Genomic DNA, 26848 nt, shown 5'->3' on the forward strand with positions numbered 1-26848 from the left:
ACGAAATTCTGACGAGGCCCAGTGACGCGCACAGTGAGCATCATCGGCACTCGCGGCTATCCGAGTTACTACGGTGGCTTCGAGACATTGGTTCGCCGACTGGCACCGTACCTCGCCGAGCAAGGGTGGCAGGTGAACGTCTACGGACGGCCCGGTGGATTGTGTACGGAAGACGCGAACCGCGACAGTCGCGTCCGGTCCATCGTCACCCCAGGTATCGAAACCAAATCGCTCAGCACGTTGTCCTACGGCCTGACGTCGACCGTTCACGCCCTGACCGATCGTCCCGACGTCGCGTTGGTGATGAACGTCGCCAACGGTTTCTGGCTCCCCCTCCTCCGAGCACGCGGCATACCAACCGTCGTCAACGTCGATGGCGTCGAATGGGAACGCGAGAAGTGGGGAAAGGGAGCCAAGGCCGTGTTCAAGGCCGGCGGCTATCTCACCGGAAAATTTGCGACGTCCCTGATATACGACTCCAAGGAACTGGGTATCCGGTGGCGCGAATACTGCGGCCGTGACGGTATTTTCATTCCATACGGCGGGGACTTGAAGAACAACGGCCCGATCATCGATGGATTGAGCCGACGCAAGTACGTGCTGATGGTCGCTCGGTTCGTGCCCGAGAACACCATCGGGCCGTTCCTTGCTGCTGCCCGCGTTCTAAGCCAGACATGGCAGGTGGTGATCGTCGGCTCGTCCGGATACGGCGGCGACATCGAGCGGCAAGTGAAAGATCTGGCCGAGTCCAACTCGAACGTGAAGTGGTACGGACACCTCAGCAACGACGACTTGCTTTTCTCTCTGTGGGAGAACGCCGGTGCCTACTTCCATGGCCACAGCGTCGGAGGTACCAATCCTGCTCTGGTGCAGGCGATGGCATGCGGCGCGCCTATTGTTGCGCGCGACACCCGCTACAACCGCGAAGTGCTCGGAGACAATGCCGTCTTCGTCGAGCCCCAACCCACCCAGATCGCCGACGCGATCCATAACCTGATCAACGACGGGGACCGACAGGAGGACCTCAGCGCTGGGGCAGCGCAACGAGCGAAGGACGAGTACACCTGGGAACTCGTGTGTGCAAACTACGAATTGGCGCTCAGCGACCACCTGGGCCGATAGCGTGCACCCAGGTGACAGCCGAATTCCGAACCCACAGAGGAGGGCTCGTGAGCACCATCGGTGAGAAGTTCGACCCGCGACACAACAGCCTGAACGCAATCCGGCTCATTCTCGCGCTTGTCGTCATCGCCGTGCACTCGTGGCCTATCGGTGGATGGGGACACATTCCCGAGTGGCATGGCCGCGACTTCGGAAACACGGCGGTCGCTGGATTTTTTGCGATCTCCGGCTACCTCATCACAGCCAGTCGTATGTCCACGCCTTCCATCGTCGACTACTTCTGGCGGCGGTTTCTCCGAATCTACCCCGCCTACCTGGTCGCGCTGCTCATGGTCGCGGCAGTCTTCGCTCCCGTATACACACTGCTGACCGACCGCGACAGCTACGAGTGGAAGAGTGGGATCACCTACTTCTTCAACAACTTCACGCTGTACATCCAACAATGGGGTATCGCCGGCACTTTGCAGGAGGCACCGTATCCGGATGTGTGGAACGGATCCCTGTGGACGCTTTACTTCGAGGCGCTCTGCTACGTCGCCATCGGCCTCGGCGTCAGCATCGTACCGCGGCGTTTCGTGGTTCCTGCAGTATTTGTCGGCCTGATTTTGACCGGAACCTACAATGTTCTGCACGTGTGGCGCGGTTTCGTCATCCACGACATGCTCACGTTCTTCAGCCAGCTTGCAGTCTACTTCTGCGCCGGTGCTCTCCTGTACCTCCTGCGCGACAAGATCCCGATGAACGGCTGGCTCACTGCCGTTGCCGCATGCTTGGCAACCCTTACCATCCCGTTGGGCCTGTTCCCGTTGCTCGGTGCACTTCCATTTGCTTACGTCATGATGTGGCTCGGAATCAAGCTACCTCTTCAGTCTGTCGGAAGAAAGAACGACTTCTCCTACGGCACATACATTTACGCAATGCCACTGCAGCAGATCCTGGTGGCGATCTACGACTGGACAAAGCTTCCCATCGGCGTATTCGTCGCGCTGTCGATCGCCTGTGCGGCACCGTTCGCGCTACTGAGCTGGTTCGTCATCGAACAACCGGCCATGACACTCAAACGACTGACCAAGAAACGCACCGACCGCGCTCGTGAGAAGGCCGCTATCACGTGAGCGACTCGCCTGTTTCACCCGACGTTCTGCGGGTCTACGACTCGGTGCGCACGACACACCTGACCTTGCTCGAGACGATGGTGCCCGGCCATCTTCTGTACCGCGACAAGATGTACGACTACGAAGAACCCCCGAACGGAACGGTCTCTGCCGAACGGTCGGGGCTCCTGCGCACGGTGAGAACACTTCTGAGCACCAACGCTCACTTCGTCGAACTCAACGAGCCTCTGATGATTCGCGTCTGGCCGTCGTTGGTGCCGCAAACGCTCGCCCTCCTGTTTGCGAGATACGTTCTGCGGAGGCACTTCACAGTGACCACCTACGTCATCGAGAACAATCCGCCCGGCCCAGCCGTGAGCAGCTTTTTGCACGTTCCTCAATGGGCCGGATCGATGATCGCCCGTGCGGCGAGCCGGGTTCTGCTCGCCCCGATCGACCGGATCGGGTTCGGCACCGACGATGCCTACCGGAACCTTAGGGATACCGCGGGCCCCACGATCGACCGGAAAGACGTCAAAGTACGTCTAGAGTTGCCCAACCCCTGCCCGTGCGTAGGGGAGCACCCCGGTACTGGAAAGGCAGCACCCGTCCTCCTGTTCGTGGGCGAACTGTCGGCGCGCAAAGGAGTCCCCGAGCTCATGCTGTTGTGGGACAACATCTCCGAGAACGACTCCCGAGTGCGACAGCTCGTCGTACTCGGCAAGGGCCCCCTGGAAGCTGAGGTCACGGCTTGGGCAACCGGACGCGAGGACATCGAGTTGAAGATCGATCCGCCACGCGAGGTGATCCACCGGCACCTGCGAGAAGCGACCGTCCAGATTCTGTTGTCGCAATCGAACCCGCGATGGCGTGAGCAGATCGGGCTTCCCAATATGGAGGGACTCGCCCATGGATGCGTGGTCGCGTCGACGGACCAGACGGGCTACGCGGGTTGGCTCAAAGAACACGGGCACATTGTCGTCGAGCAGTTGTTCGATGTCGACGCCCTGGCCAATGCCGTGGTGTCGGCCTTGCACGGCCGGTCCCGCGTCACCGAGATCACCGCCTCGCTCCCGGCCAGCGCCGTACGGACCGACTTCGATACATGGATGAATACGGCGTGGTGACGTCTGGTGTCGCAGCCTCTCTCGAACTACGAGCAGCGATGGCGCACAGTGACAACCCCAAGGCGAGCCAGAAGACCGGGAAGTACGTCGCGTTCGATATCAGGCTGCAGAAGCACACCAGAGCCAGGATGCGGCCGGGCAGGGTGGAGAACGATCGAACCAATACGTAAGCGATGAGCAGGAAAAAGGGAATCGCGAGGTAGCGAGCATCGACCCACAGTCCCAGAACCCAGTTGCTGGCAACGCTGTTCGGTGACGGTCCGGTCAGATAGAGCTTTCCCGAAACACCGACTCTGCCCGCAGCACTGAGCCCATGGCCGTAGAACGGGGAGTGCTCCGCCAAATACAACAGTGAGTCGACCTGTTGGAAACGCGCCAATCCGCCGTCGTCTCCAGGAACCGTGGATCCCATCGCACCGGCTACCGTCTGTTGCAACCGGTTCCAAACATCGGTACTGACCCCACCGACCACGACGGTCGTGACTGCGAGGACCACGGCGACGATGCTCGCTGCGAAACCGCGGCCTTGCTGGAAGCTCGACCGAAGCGCGCGGTTACGGTTAAGGACTATTGGCAGCGCCAGCAGGACGACGACGATCAGGACCCCGACCCACGCAGCCCGAGCGAAGGCCAGAAGCCATGACACGCTGCATATTCCGAGGGCGAACACTCGGACCCATCGCGTCAGATCGAGACTGAACGCCAGGAAGATTCCGATGCCCGACATCATTCCCAGCCAGTCCGGTTCAGGCGTCAGTCCGCTCGGTCGTCCGATGGAGCTGATTTCCAGGTGTATGAGCTGATCGGGGACGATCAGTGACACCTCGGACGGAATGATCTGCGCTACTTGAGCAATGGCAACCAGGCCGGAGAACGTCAGGATGAAGAGGAGTCCGTGAAGCATCCGCCTCTGGTCGTTCGGAGTCGAGTACAACGCCACTGCGGCGGCCGCGACGGTCAGCGCGATCAGCTGCAGAGCGAGTGTCGGATTGACCACCAGGTCGCCGATCAGCACCGTCGCTGCGACCAGCGTTGTGCTCATCGACAACACCAGAACCAGCGTCACCGTGTTGTTCGTGCGCCGCCCCAGTTTGAAGAGGACCCACACGAAGACGAGGATGGTGAACACGTGTACCCGTGCAACCTGCAGATCGGTGAAACCCGCCGCGACACCGATGAGCACCGCGAGAATGTCGTCCCGGCGCGGATGGCACAGCAGCATGATGGCGATGCCGGCAACGGCCAAGAGTTCGAAAAGCAGGACTAGCACGCGTGCACCTGCTCACGCACGGTGCGCACGACCTGGTGGAGTCGAACGGCTTGAAACGCGGTCACCACTGTTTCAGAAATCAAAACCGCGACTGCAGCGCCGACGGCTCCGGCCCACGGCACGAGTACGAGAAGCAGCGGTACACCGCAGCAGGCACCGAGCACAGCGCTCACCGCCACCGTTCGGTCCCGACCCAGTGCCAGCAGGCACACCATCCCGGAGCATCTCGACAATGCCGACATCGCCACCGAGATGCCAAGCGGCACCGTCAGCGTCCAGGTCAGCAACCCTGCTTCGTCACCCAGCAGTCGTGCTGCGGTGGGTCCGGCCACTATGGTCAGGGTCGCCAGTACAACCGCAAGAACGGCCGACCACTGCAGGACGAGGCGGATCCGTCGGAGCGTCTCGGTAGTGACGGGGTGACTCGGTACCCACCCTTGCATCCACTGATAGATCGGTGCGATGGCCAGGAACGTGAATCGGGTGAGCCGGTCGGCAATGGCGTAAACGAAGACACTGCCCGGTGCCAGCGCCGCGACGATCAATGTCGGCATCGACAGGTAGGTCGAGGCGGTGAGTACAGTAACACCCGCGAAGGCTTGTTTTCGGCTCTGCCGCATGGCTTCTCGGGCACTCCAATCGTCGCGCACGGCGTCCATACCGCGTGTGCACGCGTGTGCCGACAAGACCACGGACACCACTGCACCGACCAACTGGCAGAGGACGAATGCAAGTGCGTCCCTGGTGTGGAGGAGCGCGGCAATACCGGCCACAGACGACGCTGCCCTCGGCAACGCGTCGTACAGAAGCAACGAGCGAACGTCCTGAGCCCCGATGAACAACCAGGTCATACCGAGACCCAAAATCGAGACGCCGAGACACGACATGGTCGAGACCCACACGTGGTCCCGCTGGAGGACTGCGGCCACGGCACATGCGAGCCCGATAATGACCGGCGCCGCGATGGCTCGCGCGATCAACGAGTTCACGGCGATGGCCACTCGGCCATCGGCAGGTGCCATCGCGACGATGGTCGGGCCGTTGAAACCCCATCCAAGGGCTACGACGATGCCGGCGATGGTTCCGGCCGATTGGCCCACAGCGATGGCAGACCACTCCGACGATCCAGCGACGCGAATCAAGATCGGGATCACTGCAAAACCGACTGCGGCAGGCACCAATACCGCTACGGAGAAGCCGCTGAGTCGACTCAGCACGTGCCTCACGAAGCACCTCGCCGCGTCGGACTGCACTCGACACCGACCTTGCCGGTGACAGTGTGCCCGAGCGGTCCACTTCGTCCGCGTAGCCCGTCTGCGACGCCGCGGAGGACGGCACGGCGCTGACCCGGATGCGCGGGATGCACGACCTTGCGCACCGACTGCTCGGCGAGGAGGCGGAGCATTCCAACGAACCTGATCCGAGGAAGGTCGAGATCGCGGAAGAGCAGGAATGCATTGCGGGTCAAGTAGTAGTCGCGTACCGGGCTGCGGTGCGTGTACAAGGCAGCTGACCCTGACGCGGCACGGTCGGGCGTATCGCCCAGTGAATGCAGCAGTGTCACAGACGATGTCACGACGGAGGTGAATCCCGATGCGCCGGCGCGCAATCCCCATTCCTTGTCCACGTGGTCGATGAAGTACTCCTCGCGAAACAAGCCAACCGTCTCGAATGCCTCGGCCACCACAACGGCACCGGATCCGAGTAGAAACGCCGAATCGGTGAAGTCGTCGTGATCGTCAGCTGTTCTCAGTTGACGGATATGCCGACCGCGCCATGCGAATGTCAAGAACTCACCGGTGCGCCGATCCTTGACCCTGGGTCCCATCGCTACGACGTTGGGGCGCGTGACCCGCAGCGAATCGAAGGCAGCGAGCAATGCAGTGGGCGCACCGGCGGTCAGCTCGCTGTCGTCGTCCAAGAACAGCACATGAGTGGCATTGCGCTGCAGCGATTCTCGGATACCCCGATTCTGCGCCGCGGCTATTCCGATGTTGGACTTCATCGCCAGGAGCAACGCACCCGCCTCCTGGCAGCAGGACTCGACGGCGCGTGCGACGTCGGGATCGTCGCTGTTGTCCACCACTACCAGTGGCGTCAGTTCAGGCCCCAATCGAGCCAGTGTTGCCTCGAGCCTCCGCAGGTCCGGGTAGTAGGTGACTACCACGCCCGCCAGTTGTCTGGTCACGACGTGCCCGCGGGGAGCACAATGCGTAGCCACTTGCCCCACTCGTCCACGGCTGCGGCCCGCGCCGCAAGGGCCGCCCGGTGCATCTCCGGCCTTCCCTGCTCGATCGCGTACTCGATGGCGGCGGCCCATGCTGCCGGTGACGCGGAAGGATGAACCAACAGTCCGGAGTTCGCACCCAACAGATCGTCCAGACTCGTGCCCGCGGGGCCGACGACGGGCGTGCCACGTTCGAGGCAGCGAACGGCCACACCACTTTGAAAGAACCGCTTGTACGGAATCACGACGACGTCAGCGGTTTCGATTGCATGGCCGAACGCGTCCTCTGAGACGAACTCGGAATGCACCGACCATCCCGCAACCGCGGGCCATCCCCGTCCAAGGATCTCGAGAGTGGTCTCGCCACCGAGCGCGGACGCAATATTGTTGAGCAGCAGAAGGTCTCGATCGTTCTTGTACTGACCTAGCACGCGGACAACGGGAAGGCGTGTCGCGTGTCGGCGATTGGATAGGCACACGGAAAGCAGAGGGTGAGGGAGGCGAGCCGTGCGGTGTCCGAGCGCCGACTCCACTGCGTGGTCTGCTGCTGCACTGTGCGTCACCAAGCGGTTGGGCCGAATGATTCGAGCGCATCGTCGAGCCGCCGAACCGAATCCGACGGCCGCGACCAGCGGTACCGGATCGTGCATGACGATCCAGCACCGGCGTCCTCCGAGAACCATGGCGGCAATGACGTCGAGATACCCGATCGGTGGCCACAGTATGACCACTGCCGATACCGCACCTCGCCGAGTTCGCAACAACTCTCGGAGGTAGGCGGTGAGCCAGCGGATCCGTCCGGTACCGGACGCCGACGGCTCCAGAATGCTGCGGACAACGGTTGTGGCACCGCAGGCATTCAGCACGTCGACGGCTTCTTGTTCGTAGTGACTCAAGGCCGCCCCGAGTGGATTGATCAAGACGACCGTTACCACGACGTGTGATCCTTCCGGCGCGTCACTCTCGAGTCAGAGAGTCGACATAGGCTTCGCCCGCTGAGATCGGAGCATTCACATTATGCACGGCCAGATTCGATTTGTCGGCTTTCAGCTACTCGTGCGGAAAGCCACTCAGACCATCGCGCCATCCGCGCAACATCGCAACCAGACCGACCGGCCGACGACCGTGCACCACATTCGACAGCGCGCGATGCGCGATGGACCAGGGTGTAGCGAAGGCACGGCCGCGCCGCGTGCCGTGCGCGTGCTGGAAGAGCTGCATATTGCGAGCCAGTGAATAAGGCGGAATTCCAGACGATGACTGCCAGACCTGCGCGGCCGGAACGTGAAGCGTCGTCCATCCCGCCCGACGCAAGCGCAGGTGATAATCCACCTCTTCCATGTAGAGGAAGTACGACTCGTCCATCGATGCGGCGTTCAACGCGTCGACGCGGTACAGCACGAACGCGCCGTCGACCCACATTCGTTCGACGGTACCGACCTCCTTATCGATTCCCTCTGCGCGATGGTCGAAGTGGCGCGGTAGCCGCAAGACCCGGGTCAAGAATCCGCCCGTCGACCACACCTGTCCGGCACCGTCGTGCACCCTCAAGGTCGGGCCTGCGACACCCGCACGAGAGTCGCACTCGAGTGCTGCGACCAACTCACGAACTGCCACGGGATCTGCACGGGCTTCGTGGGTGGCAACAACCAGATAGCGCATGTCGGGTAGCTCAGAACGTAGCCATTCGATTCCCGCGTTCACCGCGGCCCCATAGCCCTTGTTGGACGTCCTGAGCACGGCGGCCCGAGTGCCGAAGGCACGCTCGAGTTCACCCGCGCGCTCGGGCTCCTCGGAATTGTCCACCACCACAATCGCCGACGGAGCCGTGACGCCTCCGGCCAACGCATCCACCGTGGATTTCACGGTGTTGTAGCTGCGATGGTGCACCACGACCGCGCCGAACAGCACAGTCTCGGACGCATACGGTGTCACGCGCGTGACACTACCCGCGGATCGATTTCAGAACAGTTCGCGAACGGCAGAACCTTCCCGTGCTTGTCCATTCCACCTCCAGAGCCCACTGGCGCCCGTTCTATACCGGCCGGAAGCCCGCACCCGGGGCTCCCGATGCACTCAGCAAGCGCATCGATTCCGACGCCGATGCGTAGGCGGTGGGGCTGAGCAACGGAGCGCCCGAGGCATGGCTGGCGATTCCGACGAGCGTGGTACCTGCCACCAGCGGTGCTCCGGAGTCGGCCCAGACGGTGACGGCATCGGACATCAGGTCCCCGCCTCGGTTCTCGACGATGGTGCCGCACGTCAGTCCGCTACCGACGCCACTCTTGCAGACCGGTTGACCCACCGACCCGATGCCGATGTCCGTCACGGTGACTCCGCCCAGACTGGACACGGGCGTGACCTTGGTGGGATCGAGAACGATGACGCCGTAGTCGGGTCCCCAATGCCCGACGGCCGTGGTCCCGACCGGGGCCGTGGGCGACCCGACGAGAGTGACGGGCAGACCCGTACGCAGAATGCAGTGGCCTGCGGTCAGGGCGACGAGTCGGCCGGCGTCGTCGTATCCGACGGCCGCGATGGAGCAGGCGGTGAGGTCGTCGATGCCTCCGGTGGTGACGAAACCACTACCGGGTCCGACGACCGGAAGAGGTGCAGCAGCAGCGGTTCCGGGAGCCATCGCGCTGACGGCCAGAACCGCGGCAGCGAACAGTCCACTGACACAACCGACTCGGGCTTTGATCATGGTGGGCATCCTTGTCACTTCTCGGGTATGTCTGCAGCGGCCAGCGTGAATTGCACGACGTCGATGCGTGAACTCTTGAATCGCGCCGACGAGCCGGTGAGGTACTGGACGTATTTGTCGTACGTCGCCTCCGAGGACACGGCAATGGCCTCGTCGCGAGATGCGATCAGTTTCTCGGCCCAGGTATCGAGTGTCCTCGCGTAGTGCAACCTCAGAGGATGCTCCCGCAGCAACTCGAATCCGGCGTCGGCCGCCTTGGACTTGATCACCTTGACGAGCGTCAACTGTCCGCCGGGAAAGATGTCGCGCAGGATGAAGCGTGAGAAGTGCGCATCCTCACGGGTGAGTCCGCCCGCACCCGAGGCCGGGTCTGGTGGGGTGATGACGATGGTGTGCAACAACATTCGCCCGTCGGCGGGCAGTACCGAGCGGCACTTCGCGAAGAATGCCGAGTATCGGTTGCGTCTGAAATGCTCGAACGCGCCGATGCTGACGATCCGGTCGACGGGCTCGTCGAATTCCTCCCACCCCTGCAACCGGATATCGACGGTGCGGTCTGTCGACAGGTCGGCCACGACGGTGCGCCCGTGCTCGTACTGATTTCGGCTCAACGTCAGACCGATGACGTTGACGTCGTACTTCTCGACCGCCCGCTTGGCGAGAGCGCCCCAGCCACAGCCGATGTCGAGCAACGTCATGCCCGGCTTCAGATCGAGCTTGCCGAGGGCGAGGTCGATCTTGGCCGTCTGCGCCTCCTCCAGCGTCATGTCCTCACGCTCGAAGTAGGCGCAGCTGTACGTCATGCTCGGGTCGAGGAACAACGCGAAGAACTCGTCCGACAGGTCGTAGTGCGCTCGCACGTCATCGACGTACGGCTCCAATTGTTCGCTCATCACGCCACACCTTTCCCCACAGCATCGGTGCCGATCACTCGGCCTAGTGCACGGGCACCGAACTCGCCCAGCATGTCTTCGTGTTCCACATCGACCCGGTGAACCGACATCCGCCCGCCCACGAACTGCGTCCACTGCTCCGCACCGTGCGAGCCGCGAGCGGCGAAGTAGTGCACCGACCCCGCGAACACAGCAGGCGCGTACGACGCCACCCAGGTGGGAGCCTCCGCGACGGGACGATACATTCGCCGCAGATGATCGACGGTGAGGAACGCCAGTTCACTTATGTTCTCGCGCAATCGATCCACGATGGTCTCGAACGAGTCACCCTCGACCCCGAGCTGACGAGCAAGATCGTCGATGCCGAACTCTGCGGCACCCTCCGGTGCCGAGAGCTGCGCGTCGACGAGCGCCAACAGCGCGACGTCCTCACCTTCCGACTGCAGTTGCGTCGCAACAGCATGCGCGATCACGCCGCCGAGCGACCATCCGAGCAGGTGGTAGGGGCCGTGCGGCTGAACGGCTCGGATCTCGCGCACGTATCTCTCGGCGAACTCCTCGATCGAGGTCGGTGCAGTGTCACCGTCGGCGATGCCGGGCACCTGAAGCCCGTACAGCGGCCGTTCGGTCTCTCCGAGCAGCGAGAGGTAGCTCCACGCGATTCCGATGGCCGGGTGCACACAGAACAGCGGCTCACCCACGCCCTCGGTTCGAAGCGGAAGCACCACCTCGAAGGCACGGTCCGCACCGTCCTCGCCCGCGTCGAGTTGTGCGGCCAGGGCCGAGATCGTCGGATGTACCAGCAGCAGACTGATCGGAAGCCGACGGTCGAGTCGGTCCCCCAGCGCATCCATCACCTGCACCGCCGAGAGGGAGTGCCCACCGAGATCGAAGAAATTGTCGTCCACCCCGATGTCCTCGCCGGCCATCTGCAGTACGTCGGAGAACACGGCATGCACCAGTACTTCGTTCGCGGAGACCGGGGCACGTCGTTCGGTCGACATGATCGAGGGCTCGGGCAACGTGCTCACATCGACTTTGCCGGACAACGTCATCGGCAGCGCATCGACGACGGTGACGGTACTGGGCACCATGTACGCCGGCAGTGTCCTGGCCAGGAACTCGCGAGCCTCCCGCGGTTCGACGCCGCCCACCACATAAGCAGCCAGCGACTGCCCACGACCGATCACGCTGGCCTGACGCACATCTCGGTGACGCAGCAGTGCCGCTTCCACCTCGGACAGCTCGACGCGATGACCGCGAACCTTCACCTGCGAATCGACCCGGCCCAGATATTCGAGCTCGCGATCGATGCCCCGAACCACCCAGCGCACCAGATCGCCGGTTCGGTAGAGCCGACCGCCACCGAACGGATCGGCAACGAAGCTGCTCGCCGTCGTTCCGCTCTGTCCCAGATATCCTTCGGCAAGGCCGGCCCCGCCCAGGTAGAGCTCCCCGACGACGTTGTTGCCCACCGGGCGCAGACGGGTGTCGAGTACCACTGCGTCGAAGCCGCGAACCGGTCCGCCGATGGTCACCGGCACCGCCGGGCCCCATTGACGCTGGTCCGTGGTGCAGGTGCTCATGACGGTCCCCTCGGTGGGGCCGTAGGCGTTGAACACCGAGCGTCGACGCGACCAACGTTGCAGCAGTGCAGAATTGGCAGCCTCGCCCGCCATGACGACTACCCGAAGCGACGGCACGGCCTCGGCGTCGGTCACCTGGAGGACGGTCGGCGTGAGGCAGGCATGGGTCACCTGGTGTTGCTCGATGAGCGCTTCGAGCTCGCGCCCCCCGTGCACCTCGGGCGGAACGATCACCGTGCTGGCTCCCGCACCGACGGCCATCAGTGTCTCGAAGATCGACGCGTCGAAACTCGGCGACGCGAACTGGAGCACCCGCGATCCCGGCTCCACTCCGAAGAGATCTCGTTGACTCTGAACCAGATTCGCGATGCCGCGGTGCGTCACCCGCACCCCCTTGGGCACCCCGGTGGAACCGGAGGTGTAGACGACGTAGGCCACGCTGTCGAGTGGTGCCTCGCGACCATCGACACGATCGCGCTCGTCGCCGGTGACGCTCATCCAATCGGCACCGACCAAATGGAAGTCGGCAGCCGAGATTCCCGTGACCGGGGCTGCGCGCTCGAGGATCTCCTGCACCCGAGCCACGGGTTGAGAGGGATCGATGGACAGGAACCCGGCACCGGTCTTGGCCACGGCCCAGATCGCGACGAGATAGTCGGCGGAGCGCGGATAGGCAATTGCCACCAGTACACCTGGCCGTGCACCTGCGCGTATCAGTCTGTCGGCCAGCGCATTCGACCGTCGATCCACCTCACGGTAGGTCAGCGATTGCGAGCCCTCGATCACCGCGACAGTGTCGGGCCAGCTCTGCACTGCCTGCTCGAACACTGTCGCCAGTGTGAGTCCGGGTGCGCTGTCGCGATGGGAGGTAACGGCCGACGGGGCGTGCCCGAACTCCGCGCTGCCCAGCCGAATGTTCGGCCGCGTGGAGACCATCGTCAACACCTCGGTCAGACGCTCGGCGAGTCCGAGAATCACCGATCGCGAGAACCGTGCGGGCGAGTACCCGAGATGGCCGATCAGTCCGGCCTCGGACTCGTCGACCAGGACCTCGAGGTCGAACTGCGTGTCCGTGATGTCCACGCGACGCGGGGTGATCGACGTGGACCCCAGTTCGATTGTCGGAGTTGCCGTATCACCGAAGGCCAGGAGCACCTGGAACAGCGGATGGGTATCGACGGCGCGGGTGGGTTGCACCGCGTCGACCACCTGCTCGAACGGTACGTCCGAGTTCGCGAATGCATCGAGATCCCGGTCGCGGACCGCGGTCACGAAGTCCTCGAACGTCGTCGACGGATCGACTTCCGTCCTGAGCACGACGGTACCGACGAACATGCCGACGAGGTGATCGAGTGCCGGATCGGATCGGCCACCCACCGGGGTCCCGACGGCGATGTCCTGGGTACCACTGGCTTCTGCGAGCACGGCGGCCAACGCTGCGTGGACCACGACGAATACCGTTGCGCCCACACGATGCGCGAGCGAACGCAGCAGCGTGAGGGTGTCCGGACCGACGGAGAACTCCACGGCCGTCGCATCGGCCGAGGGATCAGGGGTTCCGGTCGGCAGGTCGAGGAACTCCGGCACTCCGGCCAGGGTGCGACGCCAGAACTCGAGCTGATCCGACGCCACGGCGTCGAGCACATTCCGCTGCCACACTCGGTAATCCGAGTAGTCGACGGCGAGAGAACCGAATTCCGGTGTCGATCCGGCCATTCGGGCCAGCAGGGCGATCTCGACGTCCCGGGCCAGCGGACGGAGTGAAAGGCCGTCGACCGCGATGTGGTGGGCAACAACGGACAGCACTTGCTCACCGCCACGATTCAGCAAGCCGAGGCGTAGCGGTGCTTCGAGGGTCAAATCGAAGCCGTGCAGGGCCAGAGCATCGTGCCCTGCATGAGCATCGTCCAACGTCGACAGCACGATCTGCGGGTCGAGAACAACGGTGACAGGACCATTCGCGGTCGACGGGTACACCGTGCGCAGCGGCGTATGCCGTTCCAGCACATCGGCTATCGCGGCGCGCAGAACATCGAGGTCCAGGTTTGCCGGAAGCGGTACCTCGACGGCGATGTTGTACGCGGCCGAGGTCGGGTCGTATCGATTCTGCAGCCAGATTCGGCGCTCGGCCGGCGCAAGACCGGGGTACGACCGCGCGTCGGGATCGTGGACCAGAGCGGGTAGCGGAATGTAGTTCTCGGACAACAACTCGATCGCCGACGCAAGCTGCTGCGCGGTGGGAGATTCGAAGATCGTCCGCACCGGAACATGGGTACCGAGCGCCGCGCTGATGCGGGTTGCGGCACGCGTCGCGACGAGGGAGTCCCCGCCGAGGACGAAGAAATTGTCGTCGACGGCAGGATTTTCGATGCCCAGCAGGTCGGCGAAGATGCCGAGCACCACCTCCTGAGCCAGGGTGCGCGCCGCCACCGGATCACCGCCGGGAAGCGTCTCCGCATACAGGGCGGCGAGATCTACCTTTCCGTTGCCGGTCAGCGGAATACCGTCGATCCGGGTGATGACCGCCGGTTGCATCGACAACGGCAGCCTGTCCAGCAGCCACTGGGCAGCGTCCTGCCCATCGAGGCCCACCACCCAGGCGTGAATTCGGTTCTCACGTACCGCTGTCACCACTCCACCGACGTCGGGGTGCGCCGTCAGTGCACTCTCGATCTCCCCCAGTTCGACTCGCACACCGTTGATCTGGACCTGATCGTCTCGGCGCCCGCGGTAATCGAGCATGCCCGACGGCTGCTGCCGAACGAGGTCACCGGTCCGGTACATCCGCGTGCCGCCGGGTGCCGCAACGAAGCGTGCGGCGGTCGACGCCGGGTCCGAGTGGTAGCCGCGAGCCACGCCCGAGCCTGCGAGGTACAGCTCCCCGACGCCCCCGAGTGGCACCGGATGCAACCGGTCGTCGTGTACGAGCGCTCCCACATGATCCAGCGGCCGACCGATGGTGACCGGTTCCCCGGCACGCAGCGACTCGGCCAACGTGGCCACCACCGTCGCCTCACTGGGACCGTAGGCGTTCAGCATCGACCGCCCGGCCGACCAGTCGTCGACGACGCCGGCACCCAGCACGTCACCGCCGACGGCGACGGTCCCGATCCCGGGGGTCGGCGGCACGGTGGCGAGCACCGCGGGTGTGGACAGGTAGTGGGTGACACGATGCGCAGTGAGGAAGGCCGACATCTCATCCCCGCCGAGTAGGTCCGGCGGCGCGATCACCATGGTCGCCCCGGCCCCGAAAGCAAGAACGAGTTCGAGCACTGCCGCGTCGAAGTTGACCGAGTAGCCGTGGAGCACACGCGAACTCGAGGTCACGCCGTACCGCGGAATGACCTGCTGCGCAAGCCCATACACACCCTGATGCGTCACCACCACGGGCTTGGGTGTTCCCGTCGAACCCGACGTGTGGATCACGTAGGCGGGGTGCGTGGGTTTCAGCGCTGCCAGGCGATCCGCATCGGTCAGGGCCAGGTCACTGAACTGCTCGGCCTGCGTCTCACCGAGCCAGTGCACTGTCGGCTCGACTCCGCCGAAGCCGGTCTCGATGTGCCTCAGCATCTGTTCGCGGCGAGCGGCTGGGTAGCGCGGGTCCACGGGTACGAACGCGCCGCCCGCCTTCACCACGGCCCACAGCGCGACGATGTACTCGGCCGAGCGTTCGAGGGACAGGGCGACAAGGGTTTCCGGCCCGATACCGTGCGCGATGAGCAGCCGCGCGATCCGGTTCGAGCGAGAATCGAGCTCGGCGTACGTCACCGATTCCAGTCCGTCGATAGCGACAGCACTGGACATGACTGTGCCGCCGCTCAATACGTCCAGCAGCGTGCCGTCGGGCATCGAGGACGGCAGGGCCGGCGTGTCGGCAAGGGCGAGATCACCGACGACAAACGCTGGGTTCGCGACCGCTGCGTTCAAAAAAGCCAGAATCACCGAGGCGAATTGCTCGAGGGTGGCCCGCTGGTAGAGGTCTACCGCGTACTCGATCTGGCCGGTCGACGACGCCGAATCACCCTGTTCGTCCGCAAGCACGAGCGTCAGATCGAATTCCGAGGTGCGGGTGGGTACCTCCAACACCGAGACCGGCAGGTCCTCGACCGATCGGTGCGGCGCATTGTCGAAAGCCAACATCACCTGGAACAGCGGATGCCGGTCGAGGGATCGATCGGTCGCGAGAGCGTCGACGATGCGCTCGAATGGGACGTCGGAATGAGAGAACGCATCGAGGTCTGCGGTGCGGACCGCATCGAGCAGGGACGCGAAACTGTCCGACGGATCCACAGTGACTGCGAGAGGCAGGGTTCCGACGAACATCCCCACCATCTCGTCGAGCGCTTCGTGTCCTCGCCCTGCGGTCGGAGACCCGACCACCACGCGGTTCGAGGTACCGAAGCGGCTCAAAGCGGCGGCCACGGCGGCGTGGACGACCATGAACGTGGTCGAGTTGGTCGATCGAGCCAGCTCACGAATACCCGAGTGCAGGTGTGACCCGATCTCGAACGGAACTGCGTCCGTTCTCATCGATTGCACCGCAGGCCTGGGGAAGTCCGCAGGTAGCTCCGCCGCCGCAGTGTCTGTATCACCGAGAACCGACGCCCAGAACGAGAGCTGTTCGTCCGCAACCGAATCCACCACGGCCCGGTTCCATACCGAGTACTGGCCGTACTGGGCGCGCAGGCGTGGCCAGGTGGGCGCGTGACCTGCTGCCCGAGAGGCGTGGGCGAAGGCGAAGTCGCGTACGAGTGGGTCGACCGACCACCCGTCCATCGAGATGTGGTGCACCACCACCACGACAACGGTGTCGCCGGATTCGCTCACGTTAAGAAGCGTTGCGCGGATGGGTACCTCGGCCGAGACATCGAAGCCCTCGGCCGCGACCGCTGTGACAGCGGAGTCCAGATCCCGCTCGGAGACAGTGCGCTCGGGTACCTCGACAAGGACGGTATCGGTGGGCCGCACCACCTGCCGCGGACCGTCGTCGTCGGCTGGGTAGTAGGTGCGCAGGGCTTCGTGTCGCTCGATGACGTCGCGCAGAGCCGTCAGAACCATCGCGGGATCGTCACCGGCTCCGACTCGTACTGCCACCGGCATGTTGTACGCGGGCGATGCGGGATCGAACTGGTTGAGGAACCACAGCCGCTGTTGCGCGTACGACAGCGGGATACGCCCCGGCAGAACGGTATCGAGTAGTTCGAGTGACGGCTCGAAAGCCGAGGACGCGTCGATTGCCGCCGCGACTGCGCGGACTGTGGGGTCGGCGAACAGTACGGTCAACGAGATTCCGGAGCCGAGGCGAGCGAGGACGCGGGTAGCACTGAGCGAGTCACCGCCGAGTTCGAAGAACGAGTGCTCGCGCCCCACCTTCTCGACACCGAGGACGTCGGAAAAGGCTCCCGCCACGGTGCGTTCGGTATCGGTCTGCGGCGCAACGTATTCGGTATCGACGAATGCGGTGGGGGCCGGCAACGCACGACGGTCGACCTTGCCGCTCGCGGTCATGGGTAGCGCATCGAGAACCACGACGGTGCTGGGAACCATCCAGGCGGGCAGGCGGTTCCGGAGATGACCGTCGAGCTCCGCCGAGCCTCCGGTGACGTACAGAACGAGTCGGTTGTCGCGTACGACGGCCACGGCCGCGGTCACTCCCGCACACGTAGTTGCCCCAGACTCCACCTCGCCGAGTTCGAGACGGCGCCCGTGCAGCTGGATCTGCTGATCGCTGCGGCCGAGGTACTCCATCGTGGACCCGTCGAACGACCGGCGGACGATGTCTCCCGTGCGATACAACCGAGCTCCCGCTGTCCCGGGGTCTGCGACGAACCGCGTCGATGTCACACCCGGCTGCCCGCTGTAGCCGCGGGCCAGTCCGTCGCCACCGAGATAGAGCTCGCCGACGCCTCCGTACGGCGTGGGCCGCAGGTGTGCGTCGAGCACCAACGCGCGAACACCCGGCAGGGGCGCGCCGATGGTCACCCGTTCGGCGGCGCGCATCGGGTCGGACAACGTGGCCAACACCGTCGTCTCGGTCGGCCCGTAGGCGTTGCGCATCGTTCGATCGGCCGAGACGAACCTGTCCCGCAACGCGGGCGGGCACTCCTCGCCCCCGACGTCGAAGACGTCGATGGAGCTGAGGTCGTCCGGGTCCAGAGTGGCCAGCACGGTGGGCGAGGTGATCAGGTGCGTGATCTTCTCGCGGTCCAACACGCCGGCGAGGGCGGGACCGGCGTAGACGTCGGCCGGGGCGATCACCAGGGTGGCACCGGCAGCGAACGCGGCAAGGAGCTCCTGGATGGATGCGTCGAAGACCGGCGACGCCGCCTGCAGTACGCGCGAGTCGGGGGTGACGGCGTATCGGTCGACGACGTTGGCTGCGAGTTGCGCGAGCCCGCGGTGAGTGACGCTGACGGCCTTGGGTTTTCCGGTCGACCCCGAGGTATGGATGACGTAGGCCTCGTTGTCGACGTGCAGGGTCGGCACCGTGAACGCGATCGGGTCGGCGTCGAGCAGGTCCTCGATGAGCAACCATCGGACAGTGCTCGGAAGGTGGTGCGCAGGGGCACGAGTCGTGATGCCGAATTCCACGTGCGCATCGGCGAGCACTGCAGCCAACCGGTCGGTGGGGTCGGTGGGGTCGAGTGGAACGAACGACGCGCCCGAGATCGAGACCGACCACAACGCCAGTAGGGATTCGTAGGAGCGTTCGATCGCGACGGCAATTCGTTTCTCCGGGCCTGCGCCGATCGAGACGAGTTGCGCAGCAATGTGTTCCGCAACCCTGGTGAAGTCGTCGCTGGATTGATCGACTCCGGTGGCTCGCACCACCGCGCCGGTCGTCAGCAACGAGGGAAGCAGTGCGGGGGCTACGGTCGCCGTGGAATGCGCGTCGAGCAGCGCTGCCTTCTCCTCGGCACCCAGCACTTCGAGCTCGGACACCGCGAGCCCCTCGGGGGCGTGGACCACCTCGCGCAGGAGTGCCAGGAACCGTCGGTGGTGGGCTGCGAGCTCGTCGGTGCTGTAGAGGGCCGGGTTACCGAGGAAGTCGACGCGGGTGCTCGTGCCTGCGACACCGGGGTAGACGTTGACCATCATGTCGTCGATGGGTCCGCTGGAGAGCACGCGGTATTCGCCGATGACGTCGCCGAGCCGAATCGTGCTGTTATACATCATGATGTTGACCGTGGGACCGAATACCCCGCGTCCGGCCGCGGCGCTACCGGTGCCGTCGCCGGTCGCCCGCTGCATGTCCTCGACGCGGAACCGCTGATGGCGAAGTGCGCCGGTGAGTTCCACCTGAATCCGTCGAAGGAGTTCTTCGACGGTGACCCCTTGTTCGACGCCGATGCGCAGTGGCACGACGTTGGACATCATGCCGGACGATTCCCGCAGTTTGGTGGTCGCTCGTCCCGATACCGGCAGGCTGAGCATGACGTCGTCGGTGTCGGTCATGCGCGCGAGATAGAGCGCGAACGTGGCGAGCACAACGGGGACGTCGGAGGAGTTGTACCGATGCGCCACTGCCGCAACGGCTTCGGTGAGATCTGCGTCCAGCACAGCACCGACACTGACCGTCACTCCGCTGGGAGCGGCGGGTTCACGTGGGCTGCCGGCCAGCCTGGGGGCCTCGAGGTGTCCGTCGAGTCGACCGAGCCAGTACTGGCGGTCGGTCTCGTAGCGGGAGGAGTTGGGGTATGCGGCCTCGTAGTCGTAGATCTCCCGCACTCCGATGGCGCGGGTCTTCGGGATCTCGGTGCCCGTGATCAACGCGGTGTACACCGCTGCGGTGCGCTCCTGCACCGAGATTGCGCCGAGGCCGTCCATCACGATGTGGTGAGCCCGGCTGTACCAGTAGTAGTGGCACGCGCCCACCTGGATGATCTCGGACGCGATCAGTTGGTCGCGCACCAGATCCACCGGTTTCCGGTACTGCTCGTTCATGTAACGCTGGGCATCGTCGATGGGATGCTCGCGGTCGGTGAAGTCGCGGTAGATCATCGCGTACGGCACCCGCAGGTCCGACCACTGGTACGGGTGACCATCGTCCACGCCGATCCGCACTGCAGGCGATTCGAGCCGTCGGCAAGCGATGTCCGTCGCGCGAATCAACGCCGCCGGATCGATATCGCCGCGGATCTCGACGTATTGAGCAATCGTGAACGGCACATCCGGGGCCAGCTGCTGAGCGAGGTAGATGTTCATCTGAGCAGCCGACAGAGGGAAGCGGCCATCCTCGAACCGCTCATCCGCCTCTGGCGACACTCCCCGACCTCCTCAACGCACGCACCCTGACGGCTTCGATTCGGCCGGCGGCACCGCTCATCGACGTCGATCTTTTCATCGCCCACTACAAACTAGTCGACACACTGTGAATGCTCTACCTGGATCGAAGACAGGTACGCCAGATCGACCACTCCCCTTTAGGCTGTGCACTCGAATACATTTCCTCGACCGAGAGGCCACCGACAATGGCAACCAGTTCCACCGATACCCGGGGTCGGAAATCGGGCAGAAAGCGGCCCATTCTCATCTCGGTGGGGGTATTTCTGGTCATTGTCATAGCTTTTGCGGTGTGGCTTGGTTACGAAGCCTATTCCGCGCAGTCGAGTTTGACCGCCACTCGCGACTCGGCCACACAGGCCAAGGACGCATTGCTCGACGGCGATTCGGCCGGAGCCGAGGCCGCAGCGGCTCGCGCTTCCGAATCCGCCGACGATGCGGTCTCGGCGACGACGTCCATCCCGTTTTCGTTAGCCAAAGCCGTTCCATACCTTGGTAGTCCCTTGAAATCGGTAGCGCAGATCAGCGACGTGGTGCAGGGATTGGCCGTGGACGTGCTCGCCCCGGCGTCGGCCGCGGGCGCGAGCTTGAACCCGAGCAGCCTCGTCGAGGGCGGCGGCAAGGTGGACACCGCAGCACTGCGGGACGCGCAGCCGGTACTGCAGCAGACCTCCGCAGCGGCCTACGAGCTCAGTGAGCGGGCCCAGCAGGTGGACGAGCCCGCCTTCCTCGGCGTGGTGGACGAGGCTCGTAAGTCGTTGATCGATCAGACTCACGAACTCGCGACGTTGCTCACGAACACCCGGATCGCCAGTGAACTGCTGCCGTCGATGCTCGGTGACAACGGCCCGCGCAGATACTTTCTCGCGTTCCAGACCAACGCAGAGGCTCGGGGCACCGGCGGGTTGCTCGGTGGCTACGGCATCATTCGGGCCGAGAACGGGACGGCCCGGGTGGATACTCTCGGTGCCAACAGCGAACTCGGGTTCTCGTCAACCTCGCTCGATCTAGGACCCGAATACAACGCACTGTGGGCTCCGCGTAACACCACCACCGACTTCCGGAATTCGAATGCGAGCCCGCACTTTCCGTATGCCGGTCAGATCTGGTCGTCGATGTGGACGGAGCAGACGGGTGAGGTGCTCAACGGCACCATCGCTACCGACCCGATTGCGTTGAGCTACATCCTCGGTGCCACGGGCCCTGTCACGTTGGCCGACGGTGAGCAGATCACCGCGGAGAACGTCGTCGAGATCACCCTCAGCACAGCGTATTCCAGGTTCGGCGACGACCAGTTGGCCCGTAAGGCATATCTTCAGGAGATCGCCGCGGCTGTGGTGCAGAAGATGACCACGGGCGCGGCACCCACCAGGCCTCTGCTCGACGCCGTGGGCCGCGCCGGGAGCGAGGGCCGCATCTCGGTGTGGAGCGCAGACCCGGCCGAGCAGGCAATTCTGGCCGGCGCCAAGGTGGGTCACGTGTTGCCGGACAGCCCGGCCCCGTACGCCAATGTGGTGGTCAACAATGCCGGCGGCAACAAGCTCGATTACTACCTGACCCGCGACATCACGTATTCGGCAGAATCCTGCACAACCGGTACCCGTATGTCGACCGTGACAGCAACGCTGACCAACAACGTGGATCCGGCAGGCCTGACGTCCTACGTAGCAAGTACATTCCAGCCGACGGTGGAGTACGGAACCAACGAATCGATCGTCTACCTGTACGGAACTCAGGGCGCGAAGATCACGTCCATGAAGGTCAACGGCATCACGGGATTCTCCATCCAGGCCGGCACCGAGCTGGGCCGGCCGGTGCAGGCTGCGTACCTCACCATCCCGCCGGGTCAGTCGCAGACGGTGACGTGGGAACTCGAGGAGCCCTCGGCTCCAGGCGAGGCAACGGTGCCCGTGCAGCCTCTGGTGGATCAGCCCACGGTGAGCATCGACGTTCCGCAGTGCTGAACGCCCGGTGAGATAACGCAAAGCGTGGTTGCAGATTCTGGTGACCTTGCACAACGGGCCAGACGATGTCAGGCGCCCCCTCTCGACTCGAGTCGAGTCGGATATTTGTTGATGTCTTTACATGTGATTTAGGTCACATTAGGCCGATAAAACGCGGCATACAATCTGCCTGAATGCGGTTCGATAGTTGGTGTTATGGGCGGTTGGTGGAACCACCTAATTCGCGCTCGGTGCCACGGGCGGGCGCAAACACAGCGCCCTTCGCGAGGAAAAACCGACTGCCTGGACAGGCTTCACTGCCTGACCCGATCTCCCGTCAGCGGGGCATAACGTGTGTCAGGTACCGCTTTCGCCGGCGGATGGTCCACGAAAACCATTGCTGGTCAACAAGTTTCCCGACCGCGACGGGTGTAGCTTCAACGAGGTCATCATCATCTGCCACGTCAGGAACTACATATGAGTAAAGAGAAGAAAATCGAACCCAGCATCAGCGACAGGCTCACCGTGGTCGTCCAACTGTTGGTCGCGGTCGCTGCCACAGCGCAGGTCCCAAATGTCTCGACGCCGGTACTACTGGCGGCGATGACCCTGGCGGGAATTCTCATCGGCGCAAGCGGACGGCCGAAGTCCAACTCGAAACGATCGAGTTGATCTGGACTTCGGCCGTCTACTTCCGCGGTCTCTGACTACTTCCGCAGTCTCGGGTTTTCAGTGCCATTTCTGGGCAGAGTCTCAGGCCGCTGGGATCGGGGGTCGGTTTCGGAGTCCCGGGTTGCCTCTCTGGTGCGCGGGCCGGCAGCAGGCGATGCGGAAGCAGACCGAGGAGAGGACTGCCGCGTCGGCGGAGCATGCACCGGTGCGGGAGCGGGAGGGTTCACCGGCGTCGTCGAGGCGACCGGTACCTGGGGTGCAGGCGCGGGAACCGGTGGTGCCACCTGCTTGGGCAAGTTGGTATCGGCGACGTAGTTGTACGAGTAGCTGTACATGTCGCCCTTCTTCGAGGGAGTCAATGCCAGCACCACACCGAGGACGTGCGCTCCGATTGTTTCCAAATTGCCGATGGCCCTGACCAATTCGTTGCTCTTGGTATGCCCGTAGCGAGTGACCATCAGAGCGCCGTCGGCATGGGTGGTCAGGACGGCCGAGTCGGTGACCGGCAACAGTGGAGCGCCGTCGACGATGACGTAGTCGAACTTGGAGCGCAGTTCCACCAGCATGGCGCGAGACGCTTCCGATCCCAACAGCTCGGACGGGTTGGGCGGAATCGGACCGGATGCCATGGCTTGCAGGCCCTCGTACCTGGTCGGCTGAAGCACCTCGTCCACCTTCGCCTGCCCGGCAAGGACGGTACTCAGGCCGACCGAACCGATGAGGCCCATGTACTTCGAGATGCGAGGACGACGCAGATCGCCTTCGACGAGAACGACGTGGTGGCCGGCCTCGGCGAGTGAGATCGCCAGATTCAGCGCAGTGGTCGTCTTGCCCTCGCTGGGAATCGCACTCGTGACGACGATGACGCGCGGCGGATGATCGACTTCGAGGAACTGCAAGTTGGTGCGGAGCTCACGGAAGGCCTCGGCGCTGGCCGATTGGGTCAGGTCCTGGAAGTCGACGGCCGGATGTGTCTTGCGCTCCTTGTCGAACGGGATGGTGCCGACCAGTGCCTTGCCGGAAATCGACTCGATCTCACGACGATTCTTGATGGTGTTGTCCAAACGGTCGCGCAGCACTGCAAGTGCGATACCGAGCAACAGGCCAACGGCGGTACCGAGGGCGAGGTTGCGGTTGGTCATAGGGCTGACCGGCGATGCGGACGCGTCGGCCTGCTGGAAGGTCTTCACTCCCGCCGACGGTGTTCCCCCGTCCTCGGGAGTTTCGAGTTCGCGCACCTGGTTTGTCAGCTCGGTGGCCATGGCATTGGCAATGTCTCGAGCCCTCAACGGCGATGCATCGGTGACGGTGATGTCGAACAGAACGGTGTCGGGAGTCGACGACGCCTTAACCTTGGCGGCCAGCTGTGCCGGCGTCAGACCGAGCGGCAGAACTTCGAGAACCCGGGCAGCGAGCGCTTCGCTCGTCACCAATTCCGAGTACGAGGCCACGCGCTGCTGAGAGAACAGGTTGCCCTGGTACGTCTCACTCACCGACGTGCCACCGGAGGTCGACACGAACATTCTGGCGCTCGACTCGTACAGCGGCGTCGTCAGCAAGGACGCGCCCAGCGCCCCCAGGATCGCCACGATCACGGTGACAGCGATGATGATCCACCTCGCCTTCAGGATTCTCAGATAATCCTGCATCTCCATGCTTCGCGCTCCTCGTTCGTCTCGTACAACCCGCAACGTGTCACTGCGTGGCTCAATCGTTACATAGCTAGTTGCTTTCCGTGCACCGGATGAACTCGGGGTCGACGCGTGTCAATTTATTCGTTCGATATGCGAGCACAACTAAGTTAATTGCCCGTTGTGAAGTCTCACCTGAGCAACCTGGCCCGAATTCCTGCGCGATCTTCTATGGTCGGCTCTGCTCCTCACATTACGATCGAGCTTGCATGTGCCGCACAGTAAGCACACCCGCACAGCCCACGTCACCTGAAGTGATCCTCGACACCCGTTGATCGCGAGCTGCTGGTCGGCTTCTAACCAGCAGCCGCGTTCTTGCCAGGATCGGCGAAAAATGTCGAAGCGATGACGTGTGCACGATCTCGCGATGCCGACAAGCAATCACACCGCCGTAACAGCTACGGGCTCAACGCCTCAGCGCGGTTCCGAATATCCGCCCGGATCGATAGGGAGCCGACGTTACAGGGAATATTAGCTCGGAATCGAGTTTGCTCACGCCCATGCCGTCAAGTCGAAGATGTCGCGAGCAAACCCCGGCGAGCGGCCGCTAGCGACGATGTCGAGGAGACGCCATCAGGCTCGCATGTAGGACGCGAACATCACGGACATCACGGACATCACGGACATCAATTCGCACACCGGTGTCACGAGCATCGCGGTGCAGGTTGGGGACTTGAGACGATGACGAAACCCGCATCCAACAGCTGTCATCTCCGCGATCTCTCACGCCGCCGCGCGCTCTATCGTTCTTCAGCGTCACGGCCGGAGTCGTTGACAGTGGGCGAGTTCGACATCACCTCGCACGGTGCTGCACTTAGGTTCATCCAAGTTGACACCTCGTGACGTGCAGACCAGACGCCAGGATCTACGACGCGGCAAATAAGAGTTCACCCCGAGGCCTTCACCGACTGGTCGCCCAGCTGGCGGCAAACCTCAATTCGCGACCGTTGTCGGTGTTGCATCGTGCGCGTGCAACGACCGTGTCGGCTCGTCCTCATTCCACCGCAGCGGTTCCAGCACTGTATAAGCCTCGTTAACAGAAGCTTCCAAAGAGCCAAAGCGCCACCGCGTGAACCTACCCAGCAATCGTTCGATGTGCTTGAAGAACCTTTACCGTGCGCCACCGCGAAGGCGACGATCACTCGCCTTCTGGTGCCCGAAGCCCGAAAGGCCCGACGCTCGCGCGCCGCGCAAGAAACCGGCATGTACGGCACAATGCTCCGCATGGCCGCCACCCTCACCGTCGTCACTGTCGTATACAACGACGCTCACGGACTCCGTCGAACAATCGACAGCATTCAGCCGTTTCTACACTTGATCGAGTACTGGATAATCGACGGTAGCTCCGAATCAGCTGTGCGACAGCTAGTCTCAGACATTGATAACTCTGAAATCCAACTTCTCAGCGAACCTGACGACGGACTCTACGACGCCATGAACAAGGGCTTGGACCGAGCGACCGGGGATTACATTCTGTTCATGAACGCAGGTGACAGTTTTCACCCCACGTTCGACGTTCGCAGGTTCCTTTCAGGCGTAGAGAAGCACGACCGCATCGTCGTTGGGTTCAGCATCGAGACGTTACATGGCACCGACGCCTATCGCCGGCCATCTTTGGGCCGCGAAGGCAAAGGCTTGGACCACCCCGCGCACCAGGCAACGGCCTATCCCCGCGCCGCATACACGGCGAACCGATACAGACTAAACCGCCTCGGCGCAGACTGGGTTTTCACTCACGACTGCTTACAGACACACGGGGCAGTCTTCGTGGACGAGATTGTGTGTATATTCGAACTCGGCGGAATGTCGTCTACCTACGACAACTGGTCGACAGTTCGCGATCGAATCATGCAAAGCCATAGCGTGAAGCAGAGACTGTCTCTGCTCGGAAAAACTGCATTGTGGTTCGCACTGCCCCGCCGTCTATTTTACCGTGCGCTTGCACGCGGTAAATACGATCGGATCCCCGCAGGGATCGCACTCGCCGAAGGCTCTGGCCGAGTCATTGCGTCCACTGACTAGTCCCCCTTGTTAGGCGCGACCGCTTCGTGATCGCACCTGCGCTTTGAGCGAAAGGACCAGCTAAAGCCTTGTGGGCGTACAACAGAAACGGCCGATTTGCAGACACTCTACACAACGCATATGAACTCCGCAGCGCCCCACGTAGCTAGATGCGCCATTTCAAGCAGCATCATCAACACTTACGAGTTTATGAACCAGAACCGAGTGCGTGAAT

The 26848-nt window shown here is 63.4% G+C and carries 15 protein-coding genes; 6 read left to right on the plus strand and 9 right to left on the minus strand.

All coding sequences use genetic code 11. From position 1 onward, the window contains the following. Nucleotides 1–21 precede the first annotated feature (21 nt). The 3 genes from AB0362_RS06810 to AB0362_RS06820 are packed head-to-tail and all read left to right on the plus strand — an operon-like array spanning nt 22 to nt 3343. Complete coding sequence (locus AB0362_RS06810; protein ID WP_366235255.1) at nt 22–1122, plus strand: glycosyltransferase; 1101 nt, start codon at nt 22–24, stop codon at nt 1120–1122. A 47-nt stretch (nt 1123–1169) separates the two neighbouring features. Next, nucleotides 1170–2237 (plus strand): acyltransferase, encoded by a 1068-nt coding sequence (locus tag AB0362_RS06815; protein ID WP_366235256.1) that lies wholly within the window; start codon nt 1170–1172, stop codon nt 2235–2237. Then, a complete protein-coding gene (locus tag AB0362_RS06820) occupies nt 2234–3343 on the plus strand; it encodes a glycosyltransferase (protein ID WP_366235257.1) in 1110 nt (369 codons plus the stop codon). The genes AB0362_RS06815 and AB0362_RS06820 overlap by 4 nt, the downstream gene beginning before the upstream one ends. Here the strand turns inward: AB0362_RS06820 and AB0362_RS06825 are convergent. The 8 genes from AB0362_RS06825 to AB0362_RS06860 all read right to left on the minus strand — a co-directional run bounded on the left by AB0362_RS06825 (nt 3276) and on the right by AB0362_RS06860 (nt 20228). Further along, nucleotides 3276–4613 carry a hypothetical protein gene (locus AB0362_RS06825; RefSeq protein WP_366235258.1) on the minus strand — a complete coding sequence of 446 codons (1338 nt, stop codon included), beginning with the start codon at nt 4611–4613 and terminating at the stop codon, nt 3276–3278. The two genes, AB0362_RS06820 and AB0362_RS06825, sit on opposite strands and share 68 nt — an antisense overlap. Beyond that, a complete protein-coding gene (locus tag AB0362_RS06830) occupies nt 4607–5839 on the minus strand; it encodes a polysaccharide biosynthesis C-terminal domain-containing protein (RefSeq protein WP_366235259.1) in 1233 nt (410 codons plus the stop codon). The genes AB0362_RS06825 and AB0362_RS06830 overlap by 7 nt, the downstream gene beginning before the upstream one ends. After that, nucleotides 5836–6801: a glycosyltransferase family 2 protein gene (locus tag AB0362_RS06835; protein WP_366235260.1), complete on the minus strand. Its 966-nt coding sequence runs from the start codon at nt 6799–6801 to the stop codon at nt 5836–5838. The genes AB0362_RS06830 and AB0362_RS06835 overlap by 4 nt, the downstream gene beginning before the upstream one ends. Next, nucleotides 6798–7775, minus strand: coding sequence for a hypothetical protein (locus AB0362_RS06840; protein WP_366235261.1), 978 nt, complete (start codon nt 7773–7775; stop codon nt 6798–6800). Before AB0362_RS06840 ends, AB0362_RS06835 begins: the two co-directional genes overlap by 4 nt. 115 nt (nt 7776–7890) lie before the next feature. Continuing rightward, nucleotides 7891–8775: a glycosyltransferase family 2 protein gene (locus AB0362_RS06845; RefSeq protein WP_366235262.1), complete on the minus strand. Its 885-nt coding sequence runs from the start codon at nt 8773–8775 to the stop codon at nt 7891–7893. Between the two features lie 100 nt (nt 8776–8875). Further along, nucleotides 8876–9544: a hypothetical protein gene (locus AB0362_RS06850; protein ID WP_366235263.1), complete on the minus strand. Its 669-nt coding sequence runs from the start codon at nt 9542–9544 to the stop codon at nt 8876–8878. A gap of 14 nt (nt 9545–9558) precedes the next feature. Further along, complete coding sequence (locus tag AB0362_RS06855; protein WP_366235264.1) at nt 9559–10437, minus strand: cyclopropane mycolic acid synthase family methyltransferase; 879 nt, start codon at nt 10435–10437, stop codon at nt 9559–9561. Beyond that, nucleotides 10437–20228, minus strand: a complete 9792-nt coding sequence (locus AB0362_RS06860) for an amino acid adenylation domain-containing protein (protein WP_366235265.1) — start codon at nt 20226–20228, stop codon at nt 10437–10439. Before AB0362_RS06860 ends, AB0362_RS06855 begins: the two co-directional genes overlap by 1 nt. Nucleotides 20229–20635: 407 nt before the next feature. Between AB0362_RS06860 and AB0362_RS06865 the strand changes: the two genes are divergently transcribed. Together AB0362_RS06865 and AB0362_RS06870 are read left to right on the plus strand one after the other, a co-directional pair. Further along, a complete protein-coding gene (locus AB0362_RS06865) occupies nt 20636–22270 on the plus strand; it encodes a DUF4012 domain-containing protein (RefSeq protein ID WP_366235266.1) in 1635 nt (544 codons plus the stop codon). A 456-nt stretch (nt 22271–22726) separates the two neighbouring features. Continuing rightward, nucleotides 22727–22921: a hypothetical protein gene (locus AB0362_RS06870; protein ID WP_366235267.1), complete on the plus strand. Its 195-nt coding sequence runs from the start codon at nt 22727–22729 to the stop codon at nt 22919–22921. A 35-nt stretch (nt 22922–22956) separates the two neighbouring features. On the opposite strand, the gene AB0362_RS06875 is transcribed toward AB0362_RS06870, so the two are convergent. After that, complete coding sequence (locus tag AB0362_RS06875; RefSeq protein WP_366235268.1) at nt 22957–24576, minus strand: polysaccharide biosynthesis tyrosine autokinase; 1620 nt, start codon at nt 24574–24576, stop codon at nt 22957–22959. Between the two features lie 1260 nt (nt 24577–25836). Between AB0362_RS06875 and AB0362_RS06880 the strand changes: the two genes are divergently transcribed. Continuing rightward, complete coding sequence (locus tag AB0362_RS06880; RefSeq protein WP_366235269.1) at nt 25837–26634, plus strand: glycosyltransferase; 798 nt, start codon at nt 25837–25839, stop codon at nt 26632–26634. The last annotated feature ends 214 nt before the right edge of the window (nt 26635–26848 follow it).

Origin of the sequence: Rhodococcus sp. NPDC079359, from assembly GCF_040702585.1 — a bacterium.
Taxonomy (GTDB): Bacteria; Actinomycetota; Actinomycetes; order Mycobacteriales; family Mycobacteriaceae; genus Rhodococcoides.